Below are 24350 nucleotides of genomic sequence, written 5' to 3'. Positions count from 1 at the left end.
GGCCGGCTGAAGGACTGGAGACGCGTTGCCACCCGATACGACAGATGCCCGGAAACCTTCTTCTCCGCTATCGCCCTCGCAGCAACCGTCATGTTCTGGCTCTGAAACTCAATGAGTCTGGAGCCTAAGAAGTCCGACCAGCCGCCCCAGTTGCCCGACAAGAACGCGCCCTGAAAGACTACCTCAGCACCCTGCGCCAGCGCCGCCAGGGTTGCTTGCGCGTCGGCGACCAGATCACCGCGGGGAATTTCCAACACAGCTTTCCCGGCGGACTTCAGCTTCTCCAGATGCGCTGCCTCGTGCGCATCGCCCTGTTTCTGCAGCAGCGCCGCATCCTCGGAGTCTTCTCCCGGCTCCGGCCCCTCGCCGCGCATGCGCATCAGGTCGAGCGTCGTTGCATGGGCACAGCCCATGAACCGCATCAGGTCGGTCGCCGAGAAAAGGATGTTGCCGCCGAGGTTCCTCATGGTCGCCCTGAAATCGTAAGTGAGCGCAACCCGAACCGGAATCGTCTCGTCAGGTCACAGGTTCTTCAATAACCACCTTGGGTGTCAATTCTTGTCGGGCATGGCGCGCCAATAAATCGGCGCGCCCCAACTGAACCATTCGCAGGTTCAGGCGAACGACACATCACTATCGCGCACGATCCGGAGGCTTTTCGGCGCGATCAGGGATGGCGATTTGCCTTTTGCGCCCATGCGCAGCGAAAAGCCACGACTGACAAGCGAGGCCGCCTCGTCCAGCGTTCGGACATAGGTCGCGTGTTCGGCGTGGTGCTTGTGTTTGCCATGCGCCGGATCGGCAAGCTGATAGCCCTTAGACGTGAAGACAGGCTCCTCGACGATGCCGCCTCGCGATGAAACCCTTTCGATCCTGATGACACGACCAGCCATTGTTTTTCCTCTCAATTCGTTGGTGCGCCTGCTGGGCCAAGGAACTGGTGATGGAAATCACTCGGGAATCGGCTCGACAGGTCGCACCAACCTTCCTAGCCTGCAGGGGTGACAATCTCTGACAGGCTTGCGAGGCCGCATGTCGTTTTCCAAGGCCCAAGATCTGATCCGTCTTGCCCAGATTGCCGCTGCACGGCGCGGCGGCGTCAGTCTGGAGGATATCTGCGAGGAATTCGGCGTCTCGCACCGCACCGCGCAGCGAATGACCGATGCGCTTGAGGAGACCTTCGGCAATGTCGAAGCTGCGGATGGAGAGGACCGCAAGCGACGCTGGCGGCTGGTCAATCCCGGCCTGTCGCAGTTTCAGCTTCGGCACGAAACCGGCGTCGAGGCGCTCGACATTGCGGCCCGTACGGCCGAGGCCGAGGGACGGCTGCGCCACGCGAAGGCCTTGAACGACCTGCGCGATGGACTGCTTGCACGAGTGCCGGCCCGCGCACGGGTCGAGGCGGATGCCGAAGCCGTACTGATGGCGATGGGCCAGGTCACCAGGCCAGGGCCGAAGGTCAGCCTTCAACCGGACATCCTCGACGCCATCATCGAATCCCTGCGTGGCCCTTTCCGTCTGCGGGCGCGCTACAATCAGGACGCGGCACCCCGTATCCTGGAACCGCACGGGGTCCTCTTGGGCCATCGGACCTATCTTGCTGCTCGCGATCCGGCCAAGGCCGATGAAGTGCGCAACTTCCGCATCGACCTCATCCACGAGGCCGAAACGCTGAACGAAAGCTTCGCACTGCAGGAGGGATTCACCATCGCCGAATACGCCGCGCAGGCCTTTGGCGTCTGGCAGGATCCGGCGCAATACGGCGAGGTTGTCTGGCGCTTTGCCCCGGAGGCCGCCGACCGGGCCGCAGGCTTCCGCTTCCATCCACGGCAGGTGCTGGAACCGCAGGCCGATGGCAGCTTGATTGTGCGTTTCCACGCGGCGGGCTGGCTCGAGATGGCCTGGCATCTCTACCAATGGGGCGACAAGGTCGAGGTACTTTCTCCGGAGGCACTGCGCGACATGATAGAGGGGCATCGCCGCTCAGACTTTGCCGCCATGCCGTGACCCGAATTTGAGAGGATGAGTTTGGTGCCTGACACCTTGACCTTCGCCACCCTCGAGGAAAAACAGCAGGCTATTCGGGGGGGTCTCGGATCACCCTTCGGTTAAGCATAGCGCTTCTATTACAATCTTGCGGCCGGGCTGGTTTGGCACGCTTGCCTTCCCTTTCTATGCCGGGCCGACCAACCGCTTCGACCGCGGCAACGAGCTTTGGGTCGACATGATCGCGGGCCAGTTCGCCAGCGTCAGCGATCCGGCGGTGTTTTCGGGCACAAACTGGCTCGCGATCGAGACCGCGCCTGATTCTTGGGAGATCGTCGGCTTCGCCGCAGCCAGCCCGCAATCGCCCGGGCGCTGGCGGCTGACCCGGCTCCTGCGTGGCCTTCTCGGCACCGAGGATGCGATCGCCAATCCGGCCACCGCCGGGGCGCGGGTCGTCGTGCTCGATGGCGGGGTCAAACCCCTGCCGATCGGCAGCGCGGACTATGGCGCACCCTGGAACTGGCGGATCGGCGCCTCAAGCAAACCGGCGGGCGATCCGGCGAATCTTGCGGTCAGTTTCGCGCCTTCAGCCCGCGGTCTGCGGCCCTGGCGGCCCTGTCATGCCCGACGGGTGAACCTCCCCGGCGGCGATATCGCCCTCAGCTGGACGCGCCGCACCCGCGCCTTCGCGGGCGACAACTGGGCCTTGACCGAAGTGGTGCGGACGGTTTCCGGCCTTGCCACGCCTGCCTTCACCTACACGACGGCGATGCAAACAGCCGACTTCGGCGCCCCAGTCTCTGGCCCCCTCGCGGCGCGCATCGCGCAGACCGGTGCTTGGCCGCGGCGCCATTCTCGACATCACCCTTTGAAGTTCACCGAGACGTAAGGCGCCCCCATGGCCGACACCCCGAACATCCGTCTCTCTTTCCTCGAGGCAAACCAGGCGCAGAAGCACATCACCGTCAACGAGGCCTTCCGCGCTCTCGATGCCCTTGTGCAGCCTGCCGTGGAAAGCACCGGACTGAACGCTCCGCCGGGATCGCCGGTCGATGGTGCACGCTTTGTCGTAGGCGCGGCACCCACGGCCGCTTGGGCAGGCCAAGCCTTTTCGATCGCAGCCTGGCAGGACGGTGCCTGGGCCTTCTATCCCCCGGCCGAGGGCTGGTCCGTCTGGGATCGTGCCACCGATGCTGCCCTGACCTTTCTCGGTGGCGCATGGGTACGGCAGGCAGCGCTGCCCATCCCTGACAACCTTTTTCGCCTCGCCGATGATGCCGACCCGACCAAGCTTGCCGCCTTCGATCTCTCTGGCCTCTCGGCGGGCACGACCCGCACCTTTACCCTACCGAACCTCTCCGCAACGCTCGCCCATCTCGGCAATGCCGCCCAGACCTTTGCGGGGGCCACGACCTTTTCGAATTCGGCGGTGACGATCGGCACCGCGACGACGACTGCCACTTATGGCATCGGCACCGGCGGCACGACCACGGGCGTCACCAAGACCGTGAACCTCGGCACTGGTGGCGCAGCCGGATCGACGACCGTCATCAACCTCGGATCGAACACCGCAGGGGCGCTGGGCAGCACCATCATCAACACGCCCACTGTCACCTTCGCGGCTAGCGTGACCGCGATCGGCGCCGCCGCGGCGAACGTGACCGTGCTGGGCTTGGGCCTCGGCGGTGCCTCGCCCGATGCCACAAATCGGCTCAGTGTCAACGCCGCCGCCACGCTTCTGAACAACGCAGGCGGATCGCATGAGGCGACAATCAACAAGGCTGCGGCCGGGAATGATGCCAGCCTTGCCCTGAAGACCGGCTTCTCGGCTCGGGCGCTGTTCGGGCTTCTCGGGTCCGATGATGTGTCGCTGAAGGTCTCGCCGAACGGCTCTGCCTTCTTCGATGCCTTCGTGATCGATCGCGCCACGGGGCGGGCGGAGTTCCCGGCGCCGATCGTGATCCCCGGCCTTTCGGCCGTGCCTGCCTCGCCCCCGGCAGGCAAGCTGGCCCTCTACGGACGGCAGCGCGCGGGCGCGCCCTGGCTGGAGGTAGTCCGGCCCTCCGGGCGCGACTTCCCCTTGCAGCCGCATATGGGCCTGAACCGGATCGGGGCCTGGGCGCCAGTCTCGGCCGCGACGATCGCCGCGCAAGGCATCGCATTGACCAGTGTCGGCACCGTCAGCCACCCCGCCCTGGCGGCGGGATCACTTCTGTCCAGCTCCCGGCGCTGGCGCGTGACCTCGGCCGCAGTGGTGGATTCCGTCTGCGATCAACGCTCGGCCGTCACGACTTGCTGGCGAGGCAATGCCGCGGGCCTCGGTGGCTTCACCCTTGTCGCCCGGATCAGCCTGACCACCCTGCAAGCGACCGGGATGGACTTCTTTGGCCTGCTGTCCTCGGTGGCCGCCCTCGCCGTGACCACAACCCTTTCCGCTCTCATCGAAGCCATCGGCCTCGGCTTCCAGCGCGGCACGCACACGAACTGGCAGCTGGTCAGCAATGACGCAACCGGCGCGCCAGCCCTCGTGGATCTCGGTGCCGGGTTTCCGGTCGCGACGGCGGGGCTTATCACCCTGACAATCTGGTGCCCTGCGGCGGGCACCTCGGTCTGGTTGCGCGCGGTCAATGAACTGACCAGCGCGGTATTCGAACAGGAAGTAACGACCGACCTGCCACAGGCGGCGACCTTCCTTGCCCCACGCCTTTTCCTGAACAACGGCGCCACCGCCGCGACTGTCGCGTTCGAATGCACGGGCCTCCACCTCGAAACTGACTTCTGACACTGAAAGGAGCCTCCATGTCGCCATCCGCTTCCGCCGCCTATGTCGCCGAACTGCGCCAGCAGATCGCGATCCTCTCCGAACGCTGCGCGCTTCTCGCCGCTGAACTGGCCGCCGCCCGGGAGGCGCAAAGCCCCCCGCCGGACCCGCCCGCCGCCGGTTGAACCCCGCCCAGACCGCCCCACGCCCCACCCTTCCGGCGGGGTTTTTCTTTGCCCGAAAGATGGCCTCTTTGGCCCGCGCACCGATGCTTCCCTGAAGGCCGTGGCGGCTGAACGAGGCGCGATCCGAAACCCGGAGCCACCGGCGATCGCGGCGGCCGCCGGGCCGATGATCTTCCAGGGCAGCGCCCGCTACCCCGTGGACGAGATCGTCATCCACTGCGCCGCCACCCACCCCGACTGGATGCGCGGCCAGCCCCTCACCGCCAAGCGCAAGGAGATCGACCGCTGGCACCGCGAGGAACGCGGCTGGCGCAAGATCGGCTACCACCATCTGATCGATCGCGACGGTGCGATCCTGCCCGGCCGCGCGGAGACCGAGATCGGGGCCGGGGTCGAAGGCCACAATCGCGGTGTCATCCACATTTGCCTAATCGGCGGAGCGGGTTCATCCGCGACCGATCCCTTCGAGCGGAACTTCACAGCCGCCCAGGAACGGGCCCTGCGCGGCCTGATCGAGGCCATCCGCGCCGAGACCGCCATCACACGCATCACCGGTCACAACGACCACGCCGCCAAAGCCTGCCCGGGCTTCGTCGTGCACACTTGGATCAACCGGGCCTGAAGCACCCCAAAGGAGAGACCACATGAAACTGATCAACCAGGCCACCCTACGCCCCACCCGCAAGATGGCCGCCGTCGGCTGGACGAGCCTTCTCGGCCCGATCGTGGCCGCGACCATCGCGCCCTGGCTGCCGGGGCTGTCGGAGGCCTGCGGTGGAGAGGTCGGCGCTTCGCTCGCCGCCGGAGGGCTCGCGCTGGCCCAGGGGGCGGTGAACTTCGTGGCAGGGTATGTCGTGAAAGAAAGGGAGTGAGGCCCGAACCGCACCGCGATTTCTTAGATGGGTGTGCGGCGCGCGATACAGCCAATCCTCCTGAATGGCACACGCAGCCAGGAGATGAGCCTTGCCCCGTTTAGGTCCCCCGTCCATGGGCAGCAAACAAAGCTCTCGTGGACGGTATGCCGTACACCAGCATCTAAATTTCAGCGCTTTTGCCTTTCAGGCTGCGCCGCACGAATTCCTGATAGTCGAGGATATGGGTGGCGACATGATCGTCCAGCTGCTGGAACGGCTGTAAATCGGTGCAGAACGCAAACGCCTTTTGCCCTCCATAGAGTCGCCTACCAATAGCGTCCAGAATAGCGCTCTGGGATAACTTTATATCGAGGCCTCCGCCCTTACGAATTGCTTCCCGAATGGCTGCCTTCGAGTTGGAAAGGGCCTCTGTCACGCTGTTTCGCATGTTCTGCACCGATTGCTTACTAGGCACGCAGCGGTTTGGCTGGATCGTGCAACCAAGAAAGGTAATCGAGTTGGCGCACTCCCCACGATCGGCTTTTCCCGAACCATCCGAGGCGTTGTACAGTCCAAAACCAAAGCTGATCAGCGTTTTTTCAGCACAACTGATTGCGGCTTCTAGGTCCGCTTCGTTTGGGGATACCATTAGTATGTCGTCAATGTAGCGGATCGCGGTCACACCCTTATCGTTCAGAGCATGATCCATGTCGTAGAGCAGCACGTTTCCTGCGAATGCTGAAAGTGACGACCCTTGAGCAACACCGATCCCGCCCTTCGGGAACAGTTGGGTGTAGCCCTCGAGCTCTTCAGGATTGGCAAGGTGAACTTCCAGTGCCGCCGCAAACAGGTCAGACAGAGCGTCATCCTGTGTCTCACGGCGAACAAAATCCACCACGGTGCCAGTGGGAATCTTCGTGAAGAACGATCGGATATCCGACTGGTAGAAATACTTCGCACCACCATCGATCGCCTCTCTGATCGACCTGATTGCCGGGCGAACACCGCCGTAGGGGTTCATAAGGCCCCCGACGCCGTACTTGGAATGGTTCACGTCGTTGATCTTGCCGAGGCGGTCATCAATCTTCGTATCCGATCGGGAATCAGGGTCTTTGGGCTCGAGTAGAGCCCGAGGCTGCAACACCTGAAGGATTGCCCTTTGAACTACCCGGTTCTGTAAGGTGGCAATGGCGATAGGTCGCGGGTCTTTGCCTTGCGAAAGCCTCTTCTTCTTGTCCTTCAGTACACCCTTGACCGGGTCGAACTTAAAACGGCCTTCCCTGAGTTGGGTAATCAGTCTTCTGAGGTGCTTCTGATGTTCATGTTCGAACTCAGCAGCCTGGCCCTTGATTTCAGTATTCCCGGAGGTCAAAGCGCTTCGCTTAACGTGCCTCCAGGCGGCAAAGACATTCTGCTCGCTTCGAACCTCTTCAAATAGACTTCTCATATGTTCTCCGTTCGGGTCCCCCATTCGTACAGCCCCGACCGTTGACGGGCACCCATCCACTGCGCACGGCTGGGCCGCGACGACAGACACCTCGGCAGCAAACGCCACTTCGGCGAGGTCACCGTGGCGGGCGATCCGCATGGACAGGTCCAGCTTCACGTCCCCCGCCATGGCAACCATGGATATACCGCCTATTCTGGGGTGGGGGCCGTTTGGTTTCAAGATGTCGTGTGGAGGATTCTTGTCCGGTTGCTTCGGTCACCGGAGCCGCCATTGAGTTCTTTGGCGACGTGATGATCTGGCAGTGACGGAGAACCTGTGGGTTACTACCCGTAAACCGGTCGAGCGCGCTCTACTGCAGTTTTCGCGCGGTCTGCGTCCTGCGGACCCACTATCGCGCTGATCTTGCACGCGGAATCCGTCCGTTTGTTGACCTATTGTTGACCTGCGTGGTGGAACGCAAAAAGCCGCCCTGTGGGGCGGCTCGTAACGTCTTGAGAACGTTGTATAAAACTGGTTGCGGAGGCAAGCTACCGCCGTAACCTACCCGAGCTGACCTGCCCCGTCTGAAGATGCCCAACCTTCCCCACATCGAACGGGCGCGGGAACAGGATGTCGTAGGTCTTGCTCGGAAAGCGCAACATCAGTACGCTACATGGGCAGAGTATAAGATGCACCGGCCAGTAACTGCTTCGTCGTCGCCGAACTCTTCTTGGCATTGCTCCTAGAGTAGAATAGCCGTGCAACGTTTGACTCGCAGCGTATTCGAAATGAGACAGAATAAAGTTTATCCATACCCTATTTCGGCATAGATTTCGTAATATGCGAAGATCGCGATCTTGGCTTCAGCCTTTTGACGCCAATCTGAGCCTTTCCCGCGGCGAAAGCGGTTGACTGTGACCGGCGCAGCAGTTGTCGACCTGTCTCGCAGCGTCTAACGTAACGTATCGGAAATCTCCAGCGCGCGCCTGAACTTCTGCGGGTCCACGGGTTTGCGGTGGGCAAGGTCGTTGCGCATCGACGCCAACGCCTCGATATGTTCAAGCTCGTTGCGGGGAAGATACGGGCGCAATTGAAATCTCAGAGCACCCAGCTCGATATTTTCCACGTCGTTCACCTGCAGTTTGCGTAGGTGGTCGTCGATGCGCAGGAACTTGCGATAACGGTCGATGATCCGCAACCGATGCTCCTCGATCCAGGGAAACAACGCCGACAGCTGCGCCCGCCATATCCGCAGTTCGATTTCTTTCATCTGGCCCGAAAATAGCAGATGCACCGGGCAGTAAAAACCACGGGTGCCATAGTTTACCTCGAAATCCTGGCGCCGATCGGCATTCCGGCGGAGCCAGCCGAGGGGCGACAGGATGTCCTCCTCGCGCTGGGTGACCAGATCGGCGATGAGGTCCAGCCGCCAGCCACACAACTCGGCGGCCAGATTCACTGCAAGATCTTGGAACAGGCCCGAGCGACCAGACGGCACATGGAACTCGGCCCAGATCATCGCATCCAGTCGCCTCATCCGTCCCGTCCATTCGATCCGCCCGAGGCCTTCGGCGCCGAAGCCCGCCGGGCCGAGGAACAGGATCGCCAGACCATTTCCCACCTGCGCCCGTTCCCGGCCGAAGCGGTGCAGGAAGATCTTCCACGCCTCGAGATCGGCGAAGGGCAGATCGTCACCCTCGACGATCACCACTTGGTCGGCAGCCGCCACAAGGACCCCGAGCCCGCCCTCGCAACCGACCAGATCCGCCAGCGCAGGCAACGGCGGAATCCCGGACTGCGGCTGAAGCCGGTGGGCGCTGTGGCTGCTCTGGAACCGGCGTGAGAGTTCCGCCGCAAGGCCACGCGGGGTAGAGGCATCCAGCGCAAGGACCGCCCCGCCCCTGAGGGCCGCCGCCTCGGCCTCAGCCAGAAACTGACCCGGCGCAGGCAACGCCCAGATTTCCGGCACCGAAACGGACATCAGCGCCCGCCACCCCTGACCGGCCGCTCGCAGGCCTTGAACACCAACGCGCCCAAGGCAGAACAGGCTATCCACTCCGGGCGCTGCGGGTCGGGCCGGTGGAACAAACCCAGCCGCTCCATGAGCCTCAGGTCCTGGTCTGCGTCGGCGTTTCCTTCCCCGACCAGCAACTCAACCAGAACGCTCCGCTCCTCGCCCAGCTGCAGCAGCTCCACTGCGGTGCAGAATTCCGGCACCAAGCTTGCGGGCAGGCCGGCTTCGGCGGGTTTAAGGTCGAAGTCCCCGCCCATCTGGCGAATGGTATCCCCGATACCTTCACTGCGCCGCCCCGACACCAGTGCTTCCAATTGAGGGCGCAACTCGCCCAGCAGGAAGGGCGAGCCACCTGAAATCTCAAGCAGCGCATCACGGCATTCGGCGGTGTCCAGCGCCTGAAGCCCCGCTTCCACCAGCCATGCCCGCAACATGTTCCGCTCCCACGGTCGAGCGTGGAACACCTGGGCAGGGATACCCGACCCGACCGTGGGCCGGACCTGGGCAATCTGCTCATGCGACCCGACGAATACGGGAAGCACATTACCCTGTCGAACCTGGTCGCGCTCAGCCAGCCAGGCAGCCCATTTGGATGCGCCCTTGCTACCTGCCGGGATCACCAGCACCCGCCGCCCGTTTCCACGCTCAACCTGCCGACGGAGTTCATCCTCGGCTCCTGTCAGCATAGTGCCGGCCAGAAGCCCCTTCTTGTCCTGCCAGCCCTCGGCCAGTTCGGCCACGGCCCGTGCCACATCGGTTCCCCAGATGCCCGGAGGCGCCGCGAGGAAGCGGAGCCCAGGCAAATCGGTATCGAACAGCTTCTGCAGGGCATTGTCCGAGAGCGGCGACCGGCGATCCGACTGATCGGGGCGTGAGCGGCGATGGTAGAAGCTGGCGTCATAGTCGACCCTCGGTTCCTTTTCGGCAATCTGGAGGATCTCATGCTCCAGTTGCTCGCGTTGGCCCAGCATCTGGGCCACCTGCGCTCCACGCAATCCATAGGTGCCCATACCCGGCCCCAGCCGTATCAGAACACCAAGGTCGACCATCTCGTCCAGGAAGGCACGGAAATCCTCTGGCGGCAGCCTCTCGAAACCGCGCGGCCAGAAGCCCTCCACCTCCCTGGTGATGGCCTGGGGCGCCATGGCACCACCGTCGCGCTCGGCACTGTCAAGCCGATACAGCGCCAGCACCTTGGCGATCAGCTCGTAGCGGGGGTCCAGATTCAGCGTCCACTGGAAGCGCTCGCGGATCTGGTCGTTGATGTCCTCGTTGCTCCCGAAGAGGTTGTCCTTCTCCAGCACCCAACGCGGCCCCTGCCCCCGCGGCCTCGGCTGGTTCGAGATGCCTTCCAGCAGGGCCTTGCAGAACACCTGCACCAGCGAGGGATAATAGTTCACTCGCGTCAGCACTGCCTGGACCAAATCGGGCGAGGCATAAGCGAAGCCGGCCGCCCGCATCGGCTCGGTCACCAGGCGGCGGGCCTGGAGGCTGCTTTTGCTGGTGGTGTTCATCGGCCCGATGCAGATCGGCTTCCCCAGATGGACAAGCGGGGAGTTCGGCGCCTTTGCCATCCGCTGGACGTTATGCAACCCGGCGAAGACCACCTTGAAGCGCCGCGCCGAGCTTTCCATCATGTCCTTGAGGCGGTTGAGGTTCGGAAATCCACTGCGAACCTCGGAGGCCAGGAACATGTCGGCCTCGTCGATCAAGAGCAGGATGCGGCGCTCGCCGCTCCGGTCAAGCCAGTCGCGGATGCCGTCACGGATATCGTCGGCATTCTCGGCCGTGCGGGACAGGATCTGGTCCGAGGCGAGTTCGCGCCGGATGAGCGACCAGATCTGATCGGCCGCCTGCACCTGACCGCCGTATTCATCGATCTTCAGGTAATAGGCGTGGCGCCCGGTCAGGGGCTGGTGGAACCTCTTGCGCACATGATGCAGCAGCGCGGATTTCCCGAGTTGCCGTCCGCCGTATACAAGACAGCCATCCGTCGTGGCAGATTCGATATTGGCGATCTCTTCCTCGCGTCCAAAGAACATCTCGGCCGGAATCCTGCCCGCGCTGGTCGTATAAGGTTGCAGATAGCCGAAAGGTGCCCCGCAGGAGAACAGCCGCTCCATCCACGAGGTGCCCATTGCCAGAAAAAGCACCTGGGCCTCGTCGATCAGCAGCACGGTCTGTTTCGCGCGGCGCATGGCCAAGGCGAAATTCTCGCGCCGCGCCTTTGTGAGGGTGCCGAACACCAGGAGGATACAGGGGGCGTCACGTCCCACCTTCGCCAGTTCGCGCGTCACCTGCTCGTCATCGATATTGCCGCTGGCCAGGAACACGGGATAACTGCCGCGGGCTTCGCTGCCGAAAGCGGGCGGCAGGAACCAGCGCTGCGCCGTCAGCTCGTCGCAGCGCATCCGCATGGTGCGCAACTGCGCCGAAAGAACGGTTTCCCGTTCGATGCCCACCGAGGTGAAACCCAGCCGTTCCATGAACTGCCGCAGCGACTGGCCCAGATCGGTCCGATTGGGGTTCATGGCATTCTTCAGTGCGCGCCAGTTCTCAAACAGCTGCCCCGAGCGTTTCCGTTCACCTTCGTCCAGCACCGAGAAATCCAGCGGCCCCAGTATGCCGCCGCTGTCGATGGCGGGCGGGATCTTTCCGCCACCCACATCGGCCGAGTTCAGTGCCAAAACGAAACCGGGATAGAAGCGGGAAAAGTGATCCTCCTCGTCCTCATCGCTTAGCGCCGGGTTCTGACCATTCTGCAACCGGATCAGGAGGTCTTCGACGGTCAGAAGATCCCTGTCACCCAACGTTGCAATGATCTGGTCCGCCTGGTCGGCCAGTTCGGTCCGCCCCTCGGCCTGATAGCGGTCGACCAGGCTGCGCAGCCGCCCCTCCTGCTCCTGCATGATCTGCGCGCGCACCGAATCGCGCAACTGGCGCCCGTCGTCCAGCACTCCGGCAAGCTGCGGGAAATCGGCGGGAATGTCGGGTACACGCTGGCCGTCGCGCATGGGCAGGACCGGACCGGCTTCGGGCCTGCGGGACAGCGCGGCGAGAATCAGCGACAGCCGGTCCAGCCAGCGCTGGATTTCCTGCGAGGTGCTGAGGTCGATGCTTTGCAGAGGTTCCATCTCGTGGCGCAGCGACCTGATCCTGCTTTCCGCCTGGGCAACGGCGGCGTGGTGCGCCTCTTCCAGCTCTTGCCGCATACCGGCAAGCTCCGCCTCGGACAGCGTGCCGTCGCGCTGAAGCCGGTCGAGGATCTGCCGGGCGGGCCGAAGCGCATGATCCGCAAGGTGTTGGCGCAGCGCCGTGACCTCATCCGCCGCCACCGTCTCGGGCGCCGACAGCGCCGCCAGAAGCCGCGAGCGCTGAAGCATCCGTTCGGTGGCATAGGCGTCGTCGTCGGGGGCGCAAGGCTGGCAGTCGCCGGGCAGGCGCAGCAGAGCAAGGTCCAGTGCGTCCGAGATGCGGATCGCCACCGTGTTTCCGGCCTGACCATCGAGTATGGTGATCAGGTCCCGGACCGCGCGATTCACGCAACGCTGCACAGCGGCATCGAGCCCGCTGTCGGCATCCGCGCCGCCCGCCACCCGCTCCAGTTCCTTGCGCAGGCCGCTGACATGGCGCCGCAGGTCCTCCTTGCGGCGGTCGTCGACAATGCCGTCCTCGTGCCGGGCGGTGCGCCAGCGGAGAACCAGTTCAGCGCCATCGTGCAACCTGCGGCAGATCCAGTCCAGAGCGGTGCCGCGGATCGCATCGCTGCGAGGCCGGTTGAGGGCCTTTTCCTCGGCAGAGATGAGTTGTTCCGCGAAGGCCCGACCGCCAGCCAGCCGTTGCAGAAAATCCAGACCGTGCTCGACGGCGTGCAGATCGTCGCGAAGCACGGCCTCGAACAGGCCGCCGAGATCACGCCCTGCCGAAAGCAGGATGTGCAGGATCGTGTTGGAGGGCGCATGGGGACCCTGAGCCGCTCGCGCGCGGGGGAGCCAATCCTGGATATCGGCAAGCGCCTGTGGCACACGGCGCTGCTTCTCGACCCCGGCCAAAGCCGCCAGTTCCGCGATCCCGGGCTGAAGATCGTGCCGCAGCCCCGTCAGGCTGGCGACAACACCTGCATAGCCCGACAGGGTGCCGGGAAGCCTCAGGTTCGCCAGGAGGTCGCGCGCATTGGTGTCGCGGGCCATCAAGGCCGGGCGGATGAGCGCGGCCAGCGCAATGCCACGCGCCCGCTGGCTGGCGACGGGTCCGGCCTCTTCCGCCCGTTCCAGCGCCGACATGGCGGCGGCAAGAAGTTCGCCCATCGCCTGGGTCGACTGATCGTAGGGACCGGCGATCGCCGGACCTGCGGCCAGCGCCCGGATCAGCAGCGGCGGGATCGGCGGAATGTGCCCCGCCTCCTCGGCCAGATCGGCCAGGTGCCAGGCCAGAGCGGCTTCGCCCCTGTCAAGGTAATCCGCCAGAAGATCGTCCAGCGATTTACGGCCCGTCCAGACTGCCACGGACTCATCCTTCAGATCGACCTCCGCCTCCGAAGGGTCGGGTTCGACCGGACTTTCCGGCGGGTCTTCGAAGATCGCCGCGAGCCGGGCAAGCTCCTCGGCCTCCGCTTCCGGCGTGCCTCCCGCCAGTGCCTCGGGCAGCAGAGGTTCGGCTGCGGGCTCCTGCTCCGGCCGGGGCAGGATTTCAGCTATCGGTTCTTCTGGCCTTTCCGGCACGGTGTCTTCCGGCAATCGGACCTGAACGTCCTGCTTAGCGACGAGTTCCTCCGCTTCGACCGCGGGGATTTCGGCGGGCGGTGTCCTTGAGAAATCCAATACCCGCAACGTATCTTGCAGGGTTGCCTCCAGCCTGCTCCGGGCCGTCTGTTCGGCCGCTTCGGTCCGGTCAAGCCTGTCCATCGCGGCCCGAACTTCGGGACGGCTGAGGCCCTGATCCGCCCGCGCATCGCGCTCGGCCCCGGCCGCGTCGGCAAGGGCCACGGCAGCCACGTCCAAGTCGGCAACTGCCGCCAGCAGGGGTGCGACGGCCTCCTCGGCCCTGTCAAGGATGTCAGGGTCGTCGACCGCGCCGACCTTCGCCAGAAGGTCGGCCCCGCCCGGAAGATCGGCGAGACTGTCAAGGGCGGCCAGCAGAGTCGCGCGCCGTCCTTGTAGCAGCAGCCTGTCGCGGGCGGCGGCCTCGCGCTGATGCTCCGCACAGGCGACCTGAAGGTCTTTGGCCAAGTTCAAGATGTCCGAGGCTGCATCAGTGTCAGCCTCGGTCAGCCCGTCCAGCGCCGATCGAAGCCTGTCGCGAAGCGTCATCCACGTCGGCTCTCCCCCGCCGCATTTTTCCGCTGCCACGGGCATCGGCTCCCTTTTCATACCAACGCCTTCATTGTCCATAACGGCATCCGCCAACACAGGCTCCTGGTGCTTGCCTTTGCCGCCGCCAAACCGGCCCGCCAGATCGAAGACCTGGCGTTGAAGCGGCGTCATCGTGGCCAGAATTTCTTCTATCTTCCCGTCCGCAACGCTTTCACCTTCCGGCAGCGCTGAGCCGAAGCTGGGAACATTGTTCCGCAGCCATTTCCCGATCTTCATCGAAGGCGCGCGCTGCCGCTCCTTCTCACGCGCGGACTTCTGGAAGGCGGCCTCCAGAGACCGGCACCAGTCGTCGCTGGTCTGGATACGGTCGAGCAAGGCAGAGTAGAAAAGATCGTCATTCATCCTTTCAGATTTGTCGATAAAATCGAAATACTCGGCAAAAGTGCGCCGGTCGCTGGGAACGATCTGGAGGATTTCCTTGAGAAGCCCAGGGGTCAAACCGGCATCAACATCATCACGCCAATTCAAGCAAACCTCCCAATCCCTCTGTCCGGCCACAGATTGCACACCATGCCGGGCGACAACCACCCGTATCCCCTTCGCGCCTGATCATGACTCGATCTTGGCGATGGCAGGCCATTGTCATGGCAGCGCCTCCCAGACCATGGGCTCTTCCCCACCAGCGACGTGTAGTTTGGACCGGGACAGGGCTGCCGCCTGGCTCTCCGCCGCAGCCTGAAAATCGTGCCGCATATCCTGCCCGCCGCCGCTGATTTCCGCCCGCCATGCTCCCAGACCCTGATCCAGAAGCAGGCGGAACCTGCGGCCATCCGCCAAGGTGAACCGCATCTCGCGCCGATGTGGAAGCGCCGTTCGGCGCGCGGCCAACTCCAACTGCGCGGCCGGCAACAGTGCCCGCAGCACCGCGACGCGCATCCGGTCATCCTCGTAGCTGTCGAAAACCTTCGGATGGTCCTTCGGCCCGCGCCGGTCTTCATTCGGCGCAAGGTCGATCCGCAGCCGCGCTGTCTTGGCACCCGGCACCGCAGCAAGAACACGCGCCACCAGCATCAGCGCCACCGGCGTCAGGAGATAGCGGTCGGTATAGTGGATTTCCTGAAGCCCGTGCCGCTGGAACGCTGCCAGATCGAGCGGAACCATCTGGGCCAGCCACGCCCAGAAGCGCTGCCCGAATCCCTGGATCGGTCCATCCAGAACCGGACCCGGAGTCATGACCCGGCCCGACCCCGTGGCAAGCTGCATCAGCCGGTCGAGCGACAGTTCAGCTCCTACCTCCTGCATATTCCATTCTCCGGCCATCAGCGGACCACCCGAGCCCGAAGCCCACTCCCGCCCGGGCAGGGCTTCCGCTCCCTCCGAGACGGCAAAGGCTTCCTGCCCGGTGGCGGTTTCAAGAACCGCCACCACCGGCAGGCCGCCCGCATGGGGCAGTGCCTCCAGCCGGAACAAACGTGCCGCGCCGACAAGGCGATAAAGCGACAGCCGGACCGCCAGATCGAAACCAGCACTGGTCAGCGCCGCAGTGTCGAGGCAAAGCTCGACCACGGCGCCTGACGCGCGCCAGCGTGCAAGGTCATCGGCGAGCGACCAGCGCGAAAGGTCCCAGTCGGCCGGGTTTCCGTGGAGATAGACGCGGAGCCGGCGCAGCCCCCCGGCCATCGCCAACTGGCCAATTCGCCCGGTCATCGGCTGGCCCAGGAACCTTGTCTCCGGGCCGAAGACGCAAAGCGCATCCGGAAGGGCGATGCCCTCCGCCATGGTCTGCGCAAGCACGGCTGCGGCTGGACGGTCGAGCCGGATGCCGGACTGGCTGAGATCCGGTTGCAGGATGCAGGACGGACAGCCGCGCAGGCAGCCCTCGGGGCAGACAAGCAGCTCTGCCGCGCGCCGCATCATGGCCCGCAACATTCCGGCCTCGCCCAGCCATGCCGTCAGCCCGGCCCCACCGGCGGCCCGGTCATGCAGCCATATGGAAACCCGCGGCTCGCCACTGGCGCCCTGCCGCGGCCCGGCGCTCACACCGATCTCGCCGCTTTCCACCCCCAGCCGTTCCGCAAGGGCCTCGCGCAGCGCCGCCGCCAGCGCCAGTCCCGACGGCACCTGCACTGACAGCGGCAACTGCATCTCGAACACGTCGGTGCGGGTATTATGGGCCAGGTGGAGATGCCGTTGCAGCCGATGCGGCTCAGTATAGCCGCCAGGGCAATAGCCATCATGGGTCAGCCGGGTGGTCTTGCTTCGGGCCAGCGGAAAATGCCGACGGATCGCCTTCGGCAACTCGGCCAGCAAACCCTGCTCCGGCGCCTGCATGGGCTCGGCCCGGCCGCAACACAGACACAATGCATAGCCCCCGCCCAGTCGGCCGGACGAGCGGGACAGGACCTGCCCTTCCGGATCGTGCCGATAGCGCCCTGCAGAAGGGTTCGGCAGCACAGTCCAGCCCGCCCCCCGGGCCGAGACCTTGGCGGGTTCGAAAGGCGTATGGGCAAGGGCTTCATAGCCGGTATGCGGCGCCTTGCGGGTCAGGAAGCCCGCCGGGCGGAGAATCTGGGTGCCGTGCAGCCCGACCGCACCGCAATCCGGGCACGACTCGGGGCGCGCCGAGCGCGACAGACCGAAAGCCTGACACGAGCGGCACTCCCACAGGGTTTGCAGATCCTCCAGCCCGGTGGCGTCGGCATCCGCGCCCCAAGCGGGCCTGACGCCCTCGCTCTGGTAGACAAGCCCGTCGATCACGACTTCGCTGCCGGGTGCATATTCGCGAATCGCCTGGTGCAATTCGCGCGAAGCACCTGCCCGTTTGTTATAGGTGATGTCGAGATCGTCGTCCGCCTTGCCCGACACCAGCGGGTCGAAGGTCACCACATCGGTGGCGAATCCGTGGGCCGGCGCAAAGCCCCGACGTGCCAGGTCACCCAACAGGAACTCTCCGGCCATGCGCCTGGCGCGCAGGAGGAAAGCAGCGGCCACCTCCTGCTCGGCGGCCCCGTCGCGGCGATCCAGCAACTCGTGGTATTCGCGCCGCCAAGCCGTAATGAACCCTTCCACCGCCTCGGCAGTCCGCTGGATCAGGCGCGGCGGATCTTCTCCCTCCAGGATCGTCCCGCGCACAAGCGGCGGCACGAGGGCCTGCTGTCGCGGCTGCGCGGCCCAGTCGCCGCGCAGATCGGCAAGAAAACGGTCCGCCGCTGCATCCACCGCAGGCGCATCCGCATCGAGGCCGGCCCCCAGGAACGATCCGGTGCTGGCCTTGATGTTGCCCCCGCCCATGGCCGCGAGCCAGGCGCCCAGCAGCGCCGCGTTCACATGCCGCTGCACCAGCGGACCGCTGCCAAACCAAACCCTGGGCGCGGTGATCGGCCGCCGCAGGAACGCGCCGGGTGCCAGGAACGTCTGCCGGTCCAGCGGCAGGTCGCGACAGAAGGTCAAGCCGAAGGCCCAGGGTTCGCGCTGGCGTCCCGCGCGGCCGACCCTTTGGCGGTAGTTGGACAGCGCGGGCGGCACGTTGGCGTTGACCACCAACTGAACCGCCTTCAGGTCGACCCCCATCTCCATCGTGGTCGAGCAGTTCAGCAGGTTGATCCGCCCCTGATCGAACGCCTCTTCATAGGTTTTCAGCACTCGCCGCTCGATCTGCGCTGAATGCTCCTGCGCGCGCAGGAAGGACGGGTAGCCGGCGATGCGGTCGTGCAGGTCGCTCCACAGGCCAGCGGCGCGCAGAGCGGCGACCTCGGTATCGGTTTCGGCCCAGGCTGCCAGATCGCGCCGGTCGGCCGAGGTCAGGCCGCCGGCATTGGCGATGGGAAGCGCGGGGAAGCGCAGCTCCGTCATGGGGCTCGCCACATTGTATGGGCTGCGACCCGCTACCGACCATCCATAGGGCCGGCGGGTGACGGGGCAAAGCCAAGCGCGGTTCAGACGGGTCACCGCGCTGCGGTCGAAGTCCAGCCGCCATCTGCCGGATCCCGCCTGCTGGCTACAGGCGTTGCGGGTGATCAGCCCCCACATCCTGTCCAGGACTTCGGCGGCCTGGTCCTGATGCCTCGGATTGGCCGGGTCGCCTTGCAACAGACCGTAGACCAGCCCTTGCAACCGGGTCTGCCGCTGGGTTGGCACCGGGCCGGGCCAATAGCTGGTGGTGCGGTCATCGCCACGGTCCTCCCGTGGCGTCGAAGAAGACAGGATGACGTTCAGCCGCCCGAACCGGGGCGAGACCACGGGCACCATCCAGTCCGGGATCTGGCTCGCCAGCCGGTCGCGGAACACCGAATCCACCGCGGCGAGCACCAGCCCGCGCCAACCTTCGGCATCAACGCCCCGCTGGGCCAGCGGATCGGGCACCCCCGCTTCGACCAGCGCCTTCTCCAACTCGGGGAAGGCCAGCCGCACCAGACCCATGGTCTCGGGGTTGTTCTGCACCTTGGGGCGACGGAACATCTCGCGGAACAGGAACATCCGCGCCAGCTCCACGGGATCGTCACCAAGCCAGCCCGAGATTTTTCGACCGCGCCACACCTCCCCGGCAAAGGACCGCAAATCCGCTTGCTGCGCGAACCGCTGGACGAGATCGGACCAGCGCACCACCGGCACGGATTGCCCGCGCAGCGTGGCAAGCCTGCCCTCGGCCTCCGCGATCTGCTCGGCAAGGGCATCAGCATCCAGGTCGCGGAACTTTGCGATGCTCTGTTCGAGCCTGGCGATTTCCCCGGCATCGCCGCCCTGCGGCCTCTCCTGCACGGTGTGCCACAGGAAGGCGCGCGTCAGCGTGCGCTCGGCATCCTGCTGCAACTTCGCCGCCAGGCGCGCAACGCCCTGGCGGCTGTCGGTGAAGCTGATCGCCCTGCGCCCTGCCGAGGGCAGGCCAGCCTCACCCTGTGGTGCGGCGAGTTCTTCAAGCGCCTGCGGCATGGCGTTACCCAGGAAGAACGCCGGCCCGAAGCGCAGGGCCTGAAGCCGCGAATGCCTGGCTTCGAGGCAACAGGTCCGTGGGTCGGGGTTTTCGATCACCGAAAGAGGAACGACCGCCTGCCCCTCCGGCGGACTATTCTGATGGACGATCCCACTTTCCCTGCCGATCCAGCCCGGATAACCACCGCCACCCAATGGCGCCAGCAGCGCGACAGTCGCCACGGGCTCCTCATTGTCGTCAGGTTCGGCGTCCAAGGCGAAATCGTCGCCCTCCACGGCCTCCGGAGGCACCAGGCGGGGCTGGGCGCCGGGGATCAGCGAGGCTTGCAGATGGGGCGCGCCGCAGGAAGTGCAGGCCACCACCTCGAAAACCAGCGCACCGCAGCCGCAGAGCGGGCGCGGGACCAGATGGATCGCCCCGAAGGGCCAGGCGGCCCCGGCTTCGCGCAACTCGGCATCCCTGTGCGGGCAATCCGGGTCAATACAGGCGAAGACGCCGCCTTGCGCCCGATGGAACACATGAGCCCGCCACGGTAGCAGCCGCTGCCCGTCTCGCTGCGCCAGCGCCATAGCGTCCAGCACTGCCTGGGCATCCCCCTGCCGACCACGATCCCCGAACAGCACATCGGCGGCATCTCCAAGCCGCACCCCACCCTCGGCCATCCGGCGCCGAAGCGTCTGAATACGAGGGTGCGGCGCCAGACGGGACCACAGCACATCGTCCGACTGGCAGCTCATGTCATCAGGCAGCAGTGGCACGTCCGCGCCAAGGTCCGGCAAGGGCAGCGGCGCCTCGCGCCCCTCGATCACACAAACCTTCGCCAGATCCTGTCCTGCCATTGCAGCCACGAAATCCGCCAGCCGCCCGGCGGCATCCGCCTCACCGCCGATCGTCGCCGAAGTGGCCATGAGCCGGACCTGATCGGGTCGCACGCCGAAGGCCGCGCGCACCCGCCGCAGCAGAAGCGCCATCTCAGCCGCTTGCGAGCCCACATAGGAGTGCGCCTCGTCCAGGACGATCCAGCGCAACGCCCCCTGCGAGGCATCGAGCAGGCGGCGGTCCCGTTCGCGCAGCAGCAGGTATTCCAGCATGGTGATGTTGGTCACCAGGATATCCGGCGGCCTGTCGCGGATGTCGCGGCGGTTCTTCAACTCGGCGGTGGTCGATTTCTCGCCGGCCTTGCGGGCGGTCTCGGGCGTATCGCCGTTGTAGAGTGCAAACCGCACCCGCCCGCCCAGCCCCTCGGCCCAGGCGACCAGGCGGTCTCGCTGGCTTTCGATCAGCGCGTTCAGCGGATAGAGCATGATCGCCTGCACTCCCCCACCCGGCCGGGTTCGCGCCAACAGATCGTTCAGCAGCGGGATCAGGAAGCATTCGGTCTTGCCCGAGCCGGTGCCCGAGGTGACGAGCACCGACTTGCCGTCCTGGAGGCTGGCCTTCCACGCCGCGAGCTGGTGGGAATAGGGCCTGAGCGACCGCTCCATGCGATAGGAGGGCGCGCGGTCCAGCGCATCGACCAGCAGCGGGTCCAGCAGGGTGCCCGACAGCTGGTCCAGGCTGGCCTCCGCCGGCTGCCAGGCTTTTGCCGCCTCGAACATGGGTTCCGCCAGCAGGGAATCGGGATGCCCTGGGTCGGCCGCCAGCCGCCGCAGCAGCACCCGGTTCAACACCGGATCGGCGACCCTGGCCCGCGCGACGGCGGCCGAGGCCGAACGATGCGCCATGCGCGCCAGCGCCCTGGTGAGGTTCGAGGAGCGGGGAGCAGCAGTCATGCGGACATCTTCATGGCAAGAAGTTGCAGGGCAAGGGGCAAGGCATCGTCGAACCATTGCGGATCGGCATGGCGGAGTGCGAGAAGCCGCAGCACATCCTCGGCGGCGGGCCGTGTGTCCCTTGCGGCCATGGCTGCGGCGGCCACCGGCGCGTCGAGGATCGGACGCAGATCAGGCGAGAAGTCCTCAAGGGCCGCAATCCGGGGAGCGGAGATTCCGGTCACGCCCTGGGGAATCGCAGGCGCGCGGGCAGCAAGCGAGCGGGCGGCTTCCAGCAGGCGCGCCTCCGGGTCACGGGCCAGCAGGAGCATGTCGCCCGACCCCGCCACTGGTGAGAAACCGGCCTGGAACAGGGCAACGCCGAAATGCGCCTTCAACTCGGGCCGATGCCGCAGGACCGAGGCGATGCGGCGTTGAACAGCCTCCGCCACAGAGGCCTCGGTCTCGCGCCCAACGAGGCCTGCCTGCACCAGCAGTTGCAGCTGATGGCGTCTGGCATGGGCCAGGCCCTTCGACCAGGCATTGCACGGCAGCAGTGGCCACCAGAACGGTGCCTCGGTCTCTATATCCAGGGTCTGCACGATCTCGCCCGGCCGCATCCGGAACAGCAGCGCCACCGCGATGGCCGGGACGCCGGGCAGCGCCTGAAGCTGATCCAGCGCGCCAGCGTCCCCCGCCTCGCGCGCCAGGCGGATCAGGGCAATCAACTGAGCCCAGCCGGGATGCGACACATCCTCCAGCATAGCGCGGAATTCGGCGTGATAGGCTGCGATGCGATGCGGGCGGCTGGACCGCGGCCGGGGCCGTGCCGACCAGGCTTCCGCCCTCATCACGCCCCGCTCGGAACGTCCCTGAATGAACCAGAGTTGCGGTAGGTCGCCCAGCCAGTCAGACAGGCGGATTTCGCCGTTGGCTTCGGTTTCCCGCAGCAGATGCGGTGGTTCAAGGGTGATGGCGCGAAGCCGAACCGGATCGATCCCCAACTCCAGCCGGTCCCCGCGCAGCGTGGAGGGCCAGTCATAACGCCGAAGGTCCAGGCGCGGCGTCTGCACCCCGCAGGCCAGACAGAGCTCGACCGTTCCATCCGCCCCCGCCAGAGCCATGGCTTGCGCCAAGAGACCGGACCAGGCCGAAAGGCGCTGCATTCCGCCGATGCCGAAGCCGACCGCACGACCCGCCATCCGCAGCTCGAGCGCGCCACCGGCGGCGGGCACCACCCCGCGCCATCCCGTGAGCGAGGAGAGGGAAGCCGCACGGCTCTGCGCCAGCCGCTGGCCGGTCGGATCGATCAACACCGGATCGCGCGACGGCCAGGGCGCCGAAAGGTGCAGGGTGCGGCCCGTGGCAGGATCGGACAAGACTGCAGTGACCATGGCGGGCAGGCCGTCGCCTGCCCTCAGCAGCAAGGACCCTACCGCCGGATCGAGATCGACGGCCAGGCCACCCGCGTTCGCGCGGACATGCCATCCCGCCGGCAGCCCCTCGACCCTTATCGCAGCGCAGCCAGTCCCGGCCTCACGCATCTCGAACGAGAACCCCGTGGGCAGCGCGACAAGCGCCACCCTTGCCTGGGAGGCGCCGTCCTCATCCGGCCATTCGACGATCCGGCCGGCCAGCGTCCCGCGCATGTCGCGCAGCCGGACCCGCTGCGTCAAATCCCGGGCCGGATGCTCTCCCCGCAGCCCGAGAAAGCGCAGAGTGCCGCAGAACACCGGCAGCCCGTTTTCGGCGGTCCAGCCCCGCAGGGTCGCGGCCAGCGGCAGCAGTGTCGCAGGGTCCTGATCCCTGCCGCAGCCGGTTTCGACCTTCAGGGTGATCTCGCCGCAGCGGATCGTGCCTTGGCCGGAGACCGGCCACAGCCGCCCGTTGGGCGCAGGCTCGGGTTCACCGGCCTGAACTCCCTCGGAAAAGACCGGAGCGGCCTCCGCGGGCGCCAGCAGCCACAGCCGCCCAGCCGCGGTTCCGCGCGAAGATGCCGGGACCAGCTCCACCGCCTGATCGCCGGGGGCGGAGGCACGCCAGAGCGTCGGTGCCTCCTCGGGCGATGGCAGGCCGGCAGCCAGGACGCACTCTCCCAGCAGCCGGCCATCCGCATAGGCGGCAAGGATGCAGGCACGGTCGGGAGCCAAGGCCAGCAGCGCAGCCTGCCTGCCGCCAGAGATGCTCCAGCCCTCGGCTTCGGCCACGGCCCGGAACACCGGCCCCTGCTCGGCGACCAGCCGCAGCACCCTGTGGCCGGCGGCTACGGGCAGCATCGCGTGGGGAAGCAGCACCCCGTTCGGGATACGGATCGCCCCGGCCCAGCCAACTCCGTCCGCCCGGCGATGCAGCAGGCGCTGCGACACCTGCCGTCGATGGCGAAGCAGGGCGTCGTCTTCGGATAAGGCCGGCCGCAGCAGCGCGACGCGCGCCGGCTCAGACAGCCGAAGCGGAAGCCCTGCCTCCCAGCCGGGGCGGTGAAGGTTCAGCCAGTTTTCGGCAAGTGCGCCGGCGACGCCTTCGGGCAACTCGGCCCGCAGGCCGATGATGGCCTGCGCCAACTCGGCCAAGAGCTCTGCCGCCTGGTCCTCCTGATAAACCTGCGGCAAGGCGCCCAGCCATCTGCGCGCGATCGTCAGAGCCGCGGCGGCCCCCATGGCGCCGATGTCGGCGATGGTCCCCAGCAGCGCCGCGCTGTAGCCACTCTCGCGTGCCAGAAGCGCATCCGGCAGTCCGCCCTCGGCCATCAGGGAATAGAGGAAATGCCGGCCGCCGCCCATGGCGCTGCGGCGTAGCGGGCGGCGCCAGAAGAGCAATCCTCTTTCCGCAAGCGTCGCGGCCTGCCTCTGATCGGGCTCAACGCTCACCCCGGCGAACACGAAGGCCCAGGTCAGCCCTCCACCGGCGTAGAAACGCCTGATCCTCTCCACCGCCCAGAGCGCAAACCATCCCGCCACGCCGGACGAGACCGCGCGGGACTGAAGCCTGGGTTTCAGCCACTGTCCCAGAGCCGCATATTCGTCGTCGTCGCAGAGATAGAGGTGCATCGGCCGCGCATCCGGCCCCGGGCAGTTGCGCTTGCGCCAGAACTCCCGCAGCTCCTTTGCCCGATATACCTCATCCGGCAT

13 protein-coding genes and 1 pseudogene are annotated in these 24350 nt (G+C 65.9%); 8 read left to right on the top strand and 6 right to left on the bottom strand.

The features are described from left to right. Nucleotides 1-105 (top strand): annotated as a pseudogene (locus I7S92_RS20755) (IS5/IS1182 family transposase); the annotation flags it as partial. Nucleotides 106-215: 110 nt separating this feature from the next. Further along, on the top strand, nucleotides 216-539 hold the full coding sequence (locus I7S92_RS20750) for a hypothetical protein (protein WP_197647419.1): 324 nt from the start codon (nucleotides 216-218) through the stop codon (nucleotides 537-539). 75 nt (nucleotides 540-614) lie between these two features. On the opposite strand, the gene I7S92_RS20745 is transcribed toward I7S92_RS20750, so the two are convergent. Continuing rightward, nucleotides 615-893 carry a hypothetical protein gene (locus I7S92_RS20745; RefSeq protein ID WP_197647418.1) on the bottom strand — a complete coding sequence of 93 codons (279 nt, stop codon included), beginning with the start codon at nucleotides 891-893 and terminating at the stop codon, nucleotides 615-617. Between the two features lie 127 nt (nucleotides 894-1020). On the opposite strand from I7S92_RS20745, the gene I7S92_RS20740 reads away from it, so the two are divergent. From I7S92_RS20740 to I7S92_RS20715, 6 genes are all read left to right on the top strand, one after another. After that, on the top strand, nucleotides 1021-2007 hold the full coding sequence (locus I7S92_RS20740) for a helix-turn-helix transcriptional regulator (protein WP_242070320.1): 987 nt from the start codon (nucleotides 1021-1023) through the stop codon (nucleotides 2005-2007). Nucleotides 2008-2134: 127 nt separating this feature from the next. Then, complete coding sequence (locus I7S92_RS20735) at nucleotides 2135-2875, top strand: GTA baseplate fiber-binding domain-containing protein (RefSeq protein ID WP_197647417.1); 741 nt, start codon at nucleotides 2135-2137, stop codon at nucleotides 2873-2875. Between the two features lie 9 nt (nucleotides 2876-2884). Then, the gene (locus I7S92_RS20730) at nucleotides 2885-4768 is read left to right on the top strand and encodes a DUF2793 domain-containing protein (RefSeq protein WP_197647416.1); all 1884 of its coding nucleotides are present in this window, start codon (nucleotides 2885-2887) and stop codon (nucleotides 4766-4768) included. A gap of 17 nt (nucleotides 4769-4785) precedes the next feature. Further along, complete coding sequence (locus tag I7S92_RS20725; protein WP_197647415.1) at nucleotides 4786-4932, top strand: hypothetical protein; 147 nt, start codon at nucleotides 4786-4788, stop codon at nucleotides 4930-4932. Nucleotides 4933-5098: 166 nt separating this feature from the next. Beyond that, nucleotides 5099-5554 (top strand): N-acetylmuramoyl-L-alanine amidase, encoded by a 456-nt coding sequence (locus I7S92_RS20720; RefSeq protein WP_197647414.1) that lies wholly within the window; start codon nucleotides 5099-5101, stop codon nucleotides 5552-5554. A gap of 22 nt (nucleotides 5555-5576) precedes the next feature. Further along, nucleotides 5577-5804, top strand: coding sequence for a hypothetical protein (locus I7S92_RS20715; protein WP_197647413.1), 228 nt, complete (start codon nucleotides 5577-5579; stop codon nucleotides 5802-5804). Between the two features lie 163 nt (nucleotides 5805-5967). Here the strand turns inward: I7S92_RS20715 and I7S92_RS20710 are convergent, their stop codons facing one another. The 5 genes from I7S92_RS20710 to I7S92_RS20690 form a co-directional block, all read right to left on the bottom strand. Continuing rightward, a complete protein-coding gene (locus tag I7S92_RS20710; RefSeq protein WP_197647412.1) occupies nucleotides 5968-7413 on the bottom strand; it encodes a reverse transcriptase domain-containing protein in 1446 nt (481 codons plus the stop codon). Between the two features lie 754 nt (nucleotides 7414-8167). Then, entirely contained in the window at nucleotides 8168-9196 is a 1029-nt protein-coding gene (locus I7S92_RS20705) for a hypothetical protein (protein ID WP_197647411.1), read from the bottom strand. After that, entirely contained in the window at nucleotides 9196-15069 is a 5874-nt protein-coding gene (locus I7S92_RS20700) for an AAA family ATPase (RefSeq protein ID WP_197647410.1), read from the bottom strand. Before I7S92_RS20700 ends, I7S92_RS20705 begins: the two co-directional genes overlap by 1 nt. Before the next feature lie 114 nt (nucleotides 15070-15183). After that, the gene (locus tag I7S92_RS20695) at nucleotides 15184-21243 is read right to left on the bottom strand and encodes a DEAD/DEAH box helicase (RefSeq protein WP_197647409.1); all 6060 of its coding nucleotides are present in this window, start codon (nucleotides 21241-21243) and stop codon (nucleotides 15184-15186) included. Further along, entirely contained in the window at nucleotides 21240-24350 is a 3111-nt protein-coding gene (locus I7S92_RS20690; protein ID WP_197647408.1) for an STY4851/ECs_5259 family protein, read from the bottom strand. Before I7S92_RS20690 ends, I7S92_RS20695 begins: the two co-directional genes overlap by 4 nt.

It is taken from the genome of Tabrizicola soli, assembly GCF_015999335.1.
GTDB lineage: Bacteria > Pseudomonadota > Alphaproteobacteria > Rhodobacterales > Rhodobacteraceae > Tabrizicola > Tabrizicola soli.
The sequence above is the reverse complement of the archived record's forward strand: the minus strand, read 5'-3'. Positions and strand labels throughout refer to the sequence as shown.

Coding starts and splice junctions, on each gene's coding strand:
- I7S92_RS20745 (WP_197647418.1), bottom strand. CDS start 893: ATGGCTGGTCGTGTCATCAGGATCGAAAGGGTTTCATCGCGAGGCGGC.
- I7S92_RS20730 (WP_197647416.1), top strand. CDS start 2,885: ATGGCCGACACCCCGAACATCCGTCTCTCTTTCCTCGAGGCAAACCAG.
- I7S92_RS20725 (WP_197647415.1), top strand. CDS start 4,786: ATGTCGCCATCCGCTTCCGCCGCCTATGTCGCCGAACTGCGCCAGCAG.
- I7S92_RS20720 (WP_197647414.1), top strand. CDS start 5,099: ATGATCTTCCAGGGCAGCGCCCGCTACCCCGTGGACGAGATCGTCATC.
- I7S92_RS20715 (WP_197647413.1), top strand. CDS start 5,577: ATGAAACTGATCAACCAGGCCACCCTACGCCCCACCCGCAAGATGGCC.
- I7S92_RS20710 (WP_197647412.1), bottom strand. CDS start 7,413: ATGGTTGCCATGGCGGGGGACGTGAAGCTGGACCTGTCCATGCGGATC.
- I7S92_RS20705 (WP_197647411.1), bottom strand. CDS start 9,196: ATGTCCGTTTCGGTGCCGGAAATCTGGGCGTTGCCTGCGCCGGGTCAG.
- I7S92_RS20695 (WP_197647409.1), bottom strand. CDS start 21,243: ATGACTGCTGCTCCCCGCTCCTCGAACCTCACCAGGGCGCTGGCGCGC.
- I7S92_RS20690 (WP_197647408.1), bottom strand. CDS start 24,350: ATGCCGGATGAGGTATATCGGGCAAAGGAGCTGCGGGAGTTCTGGCGC.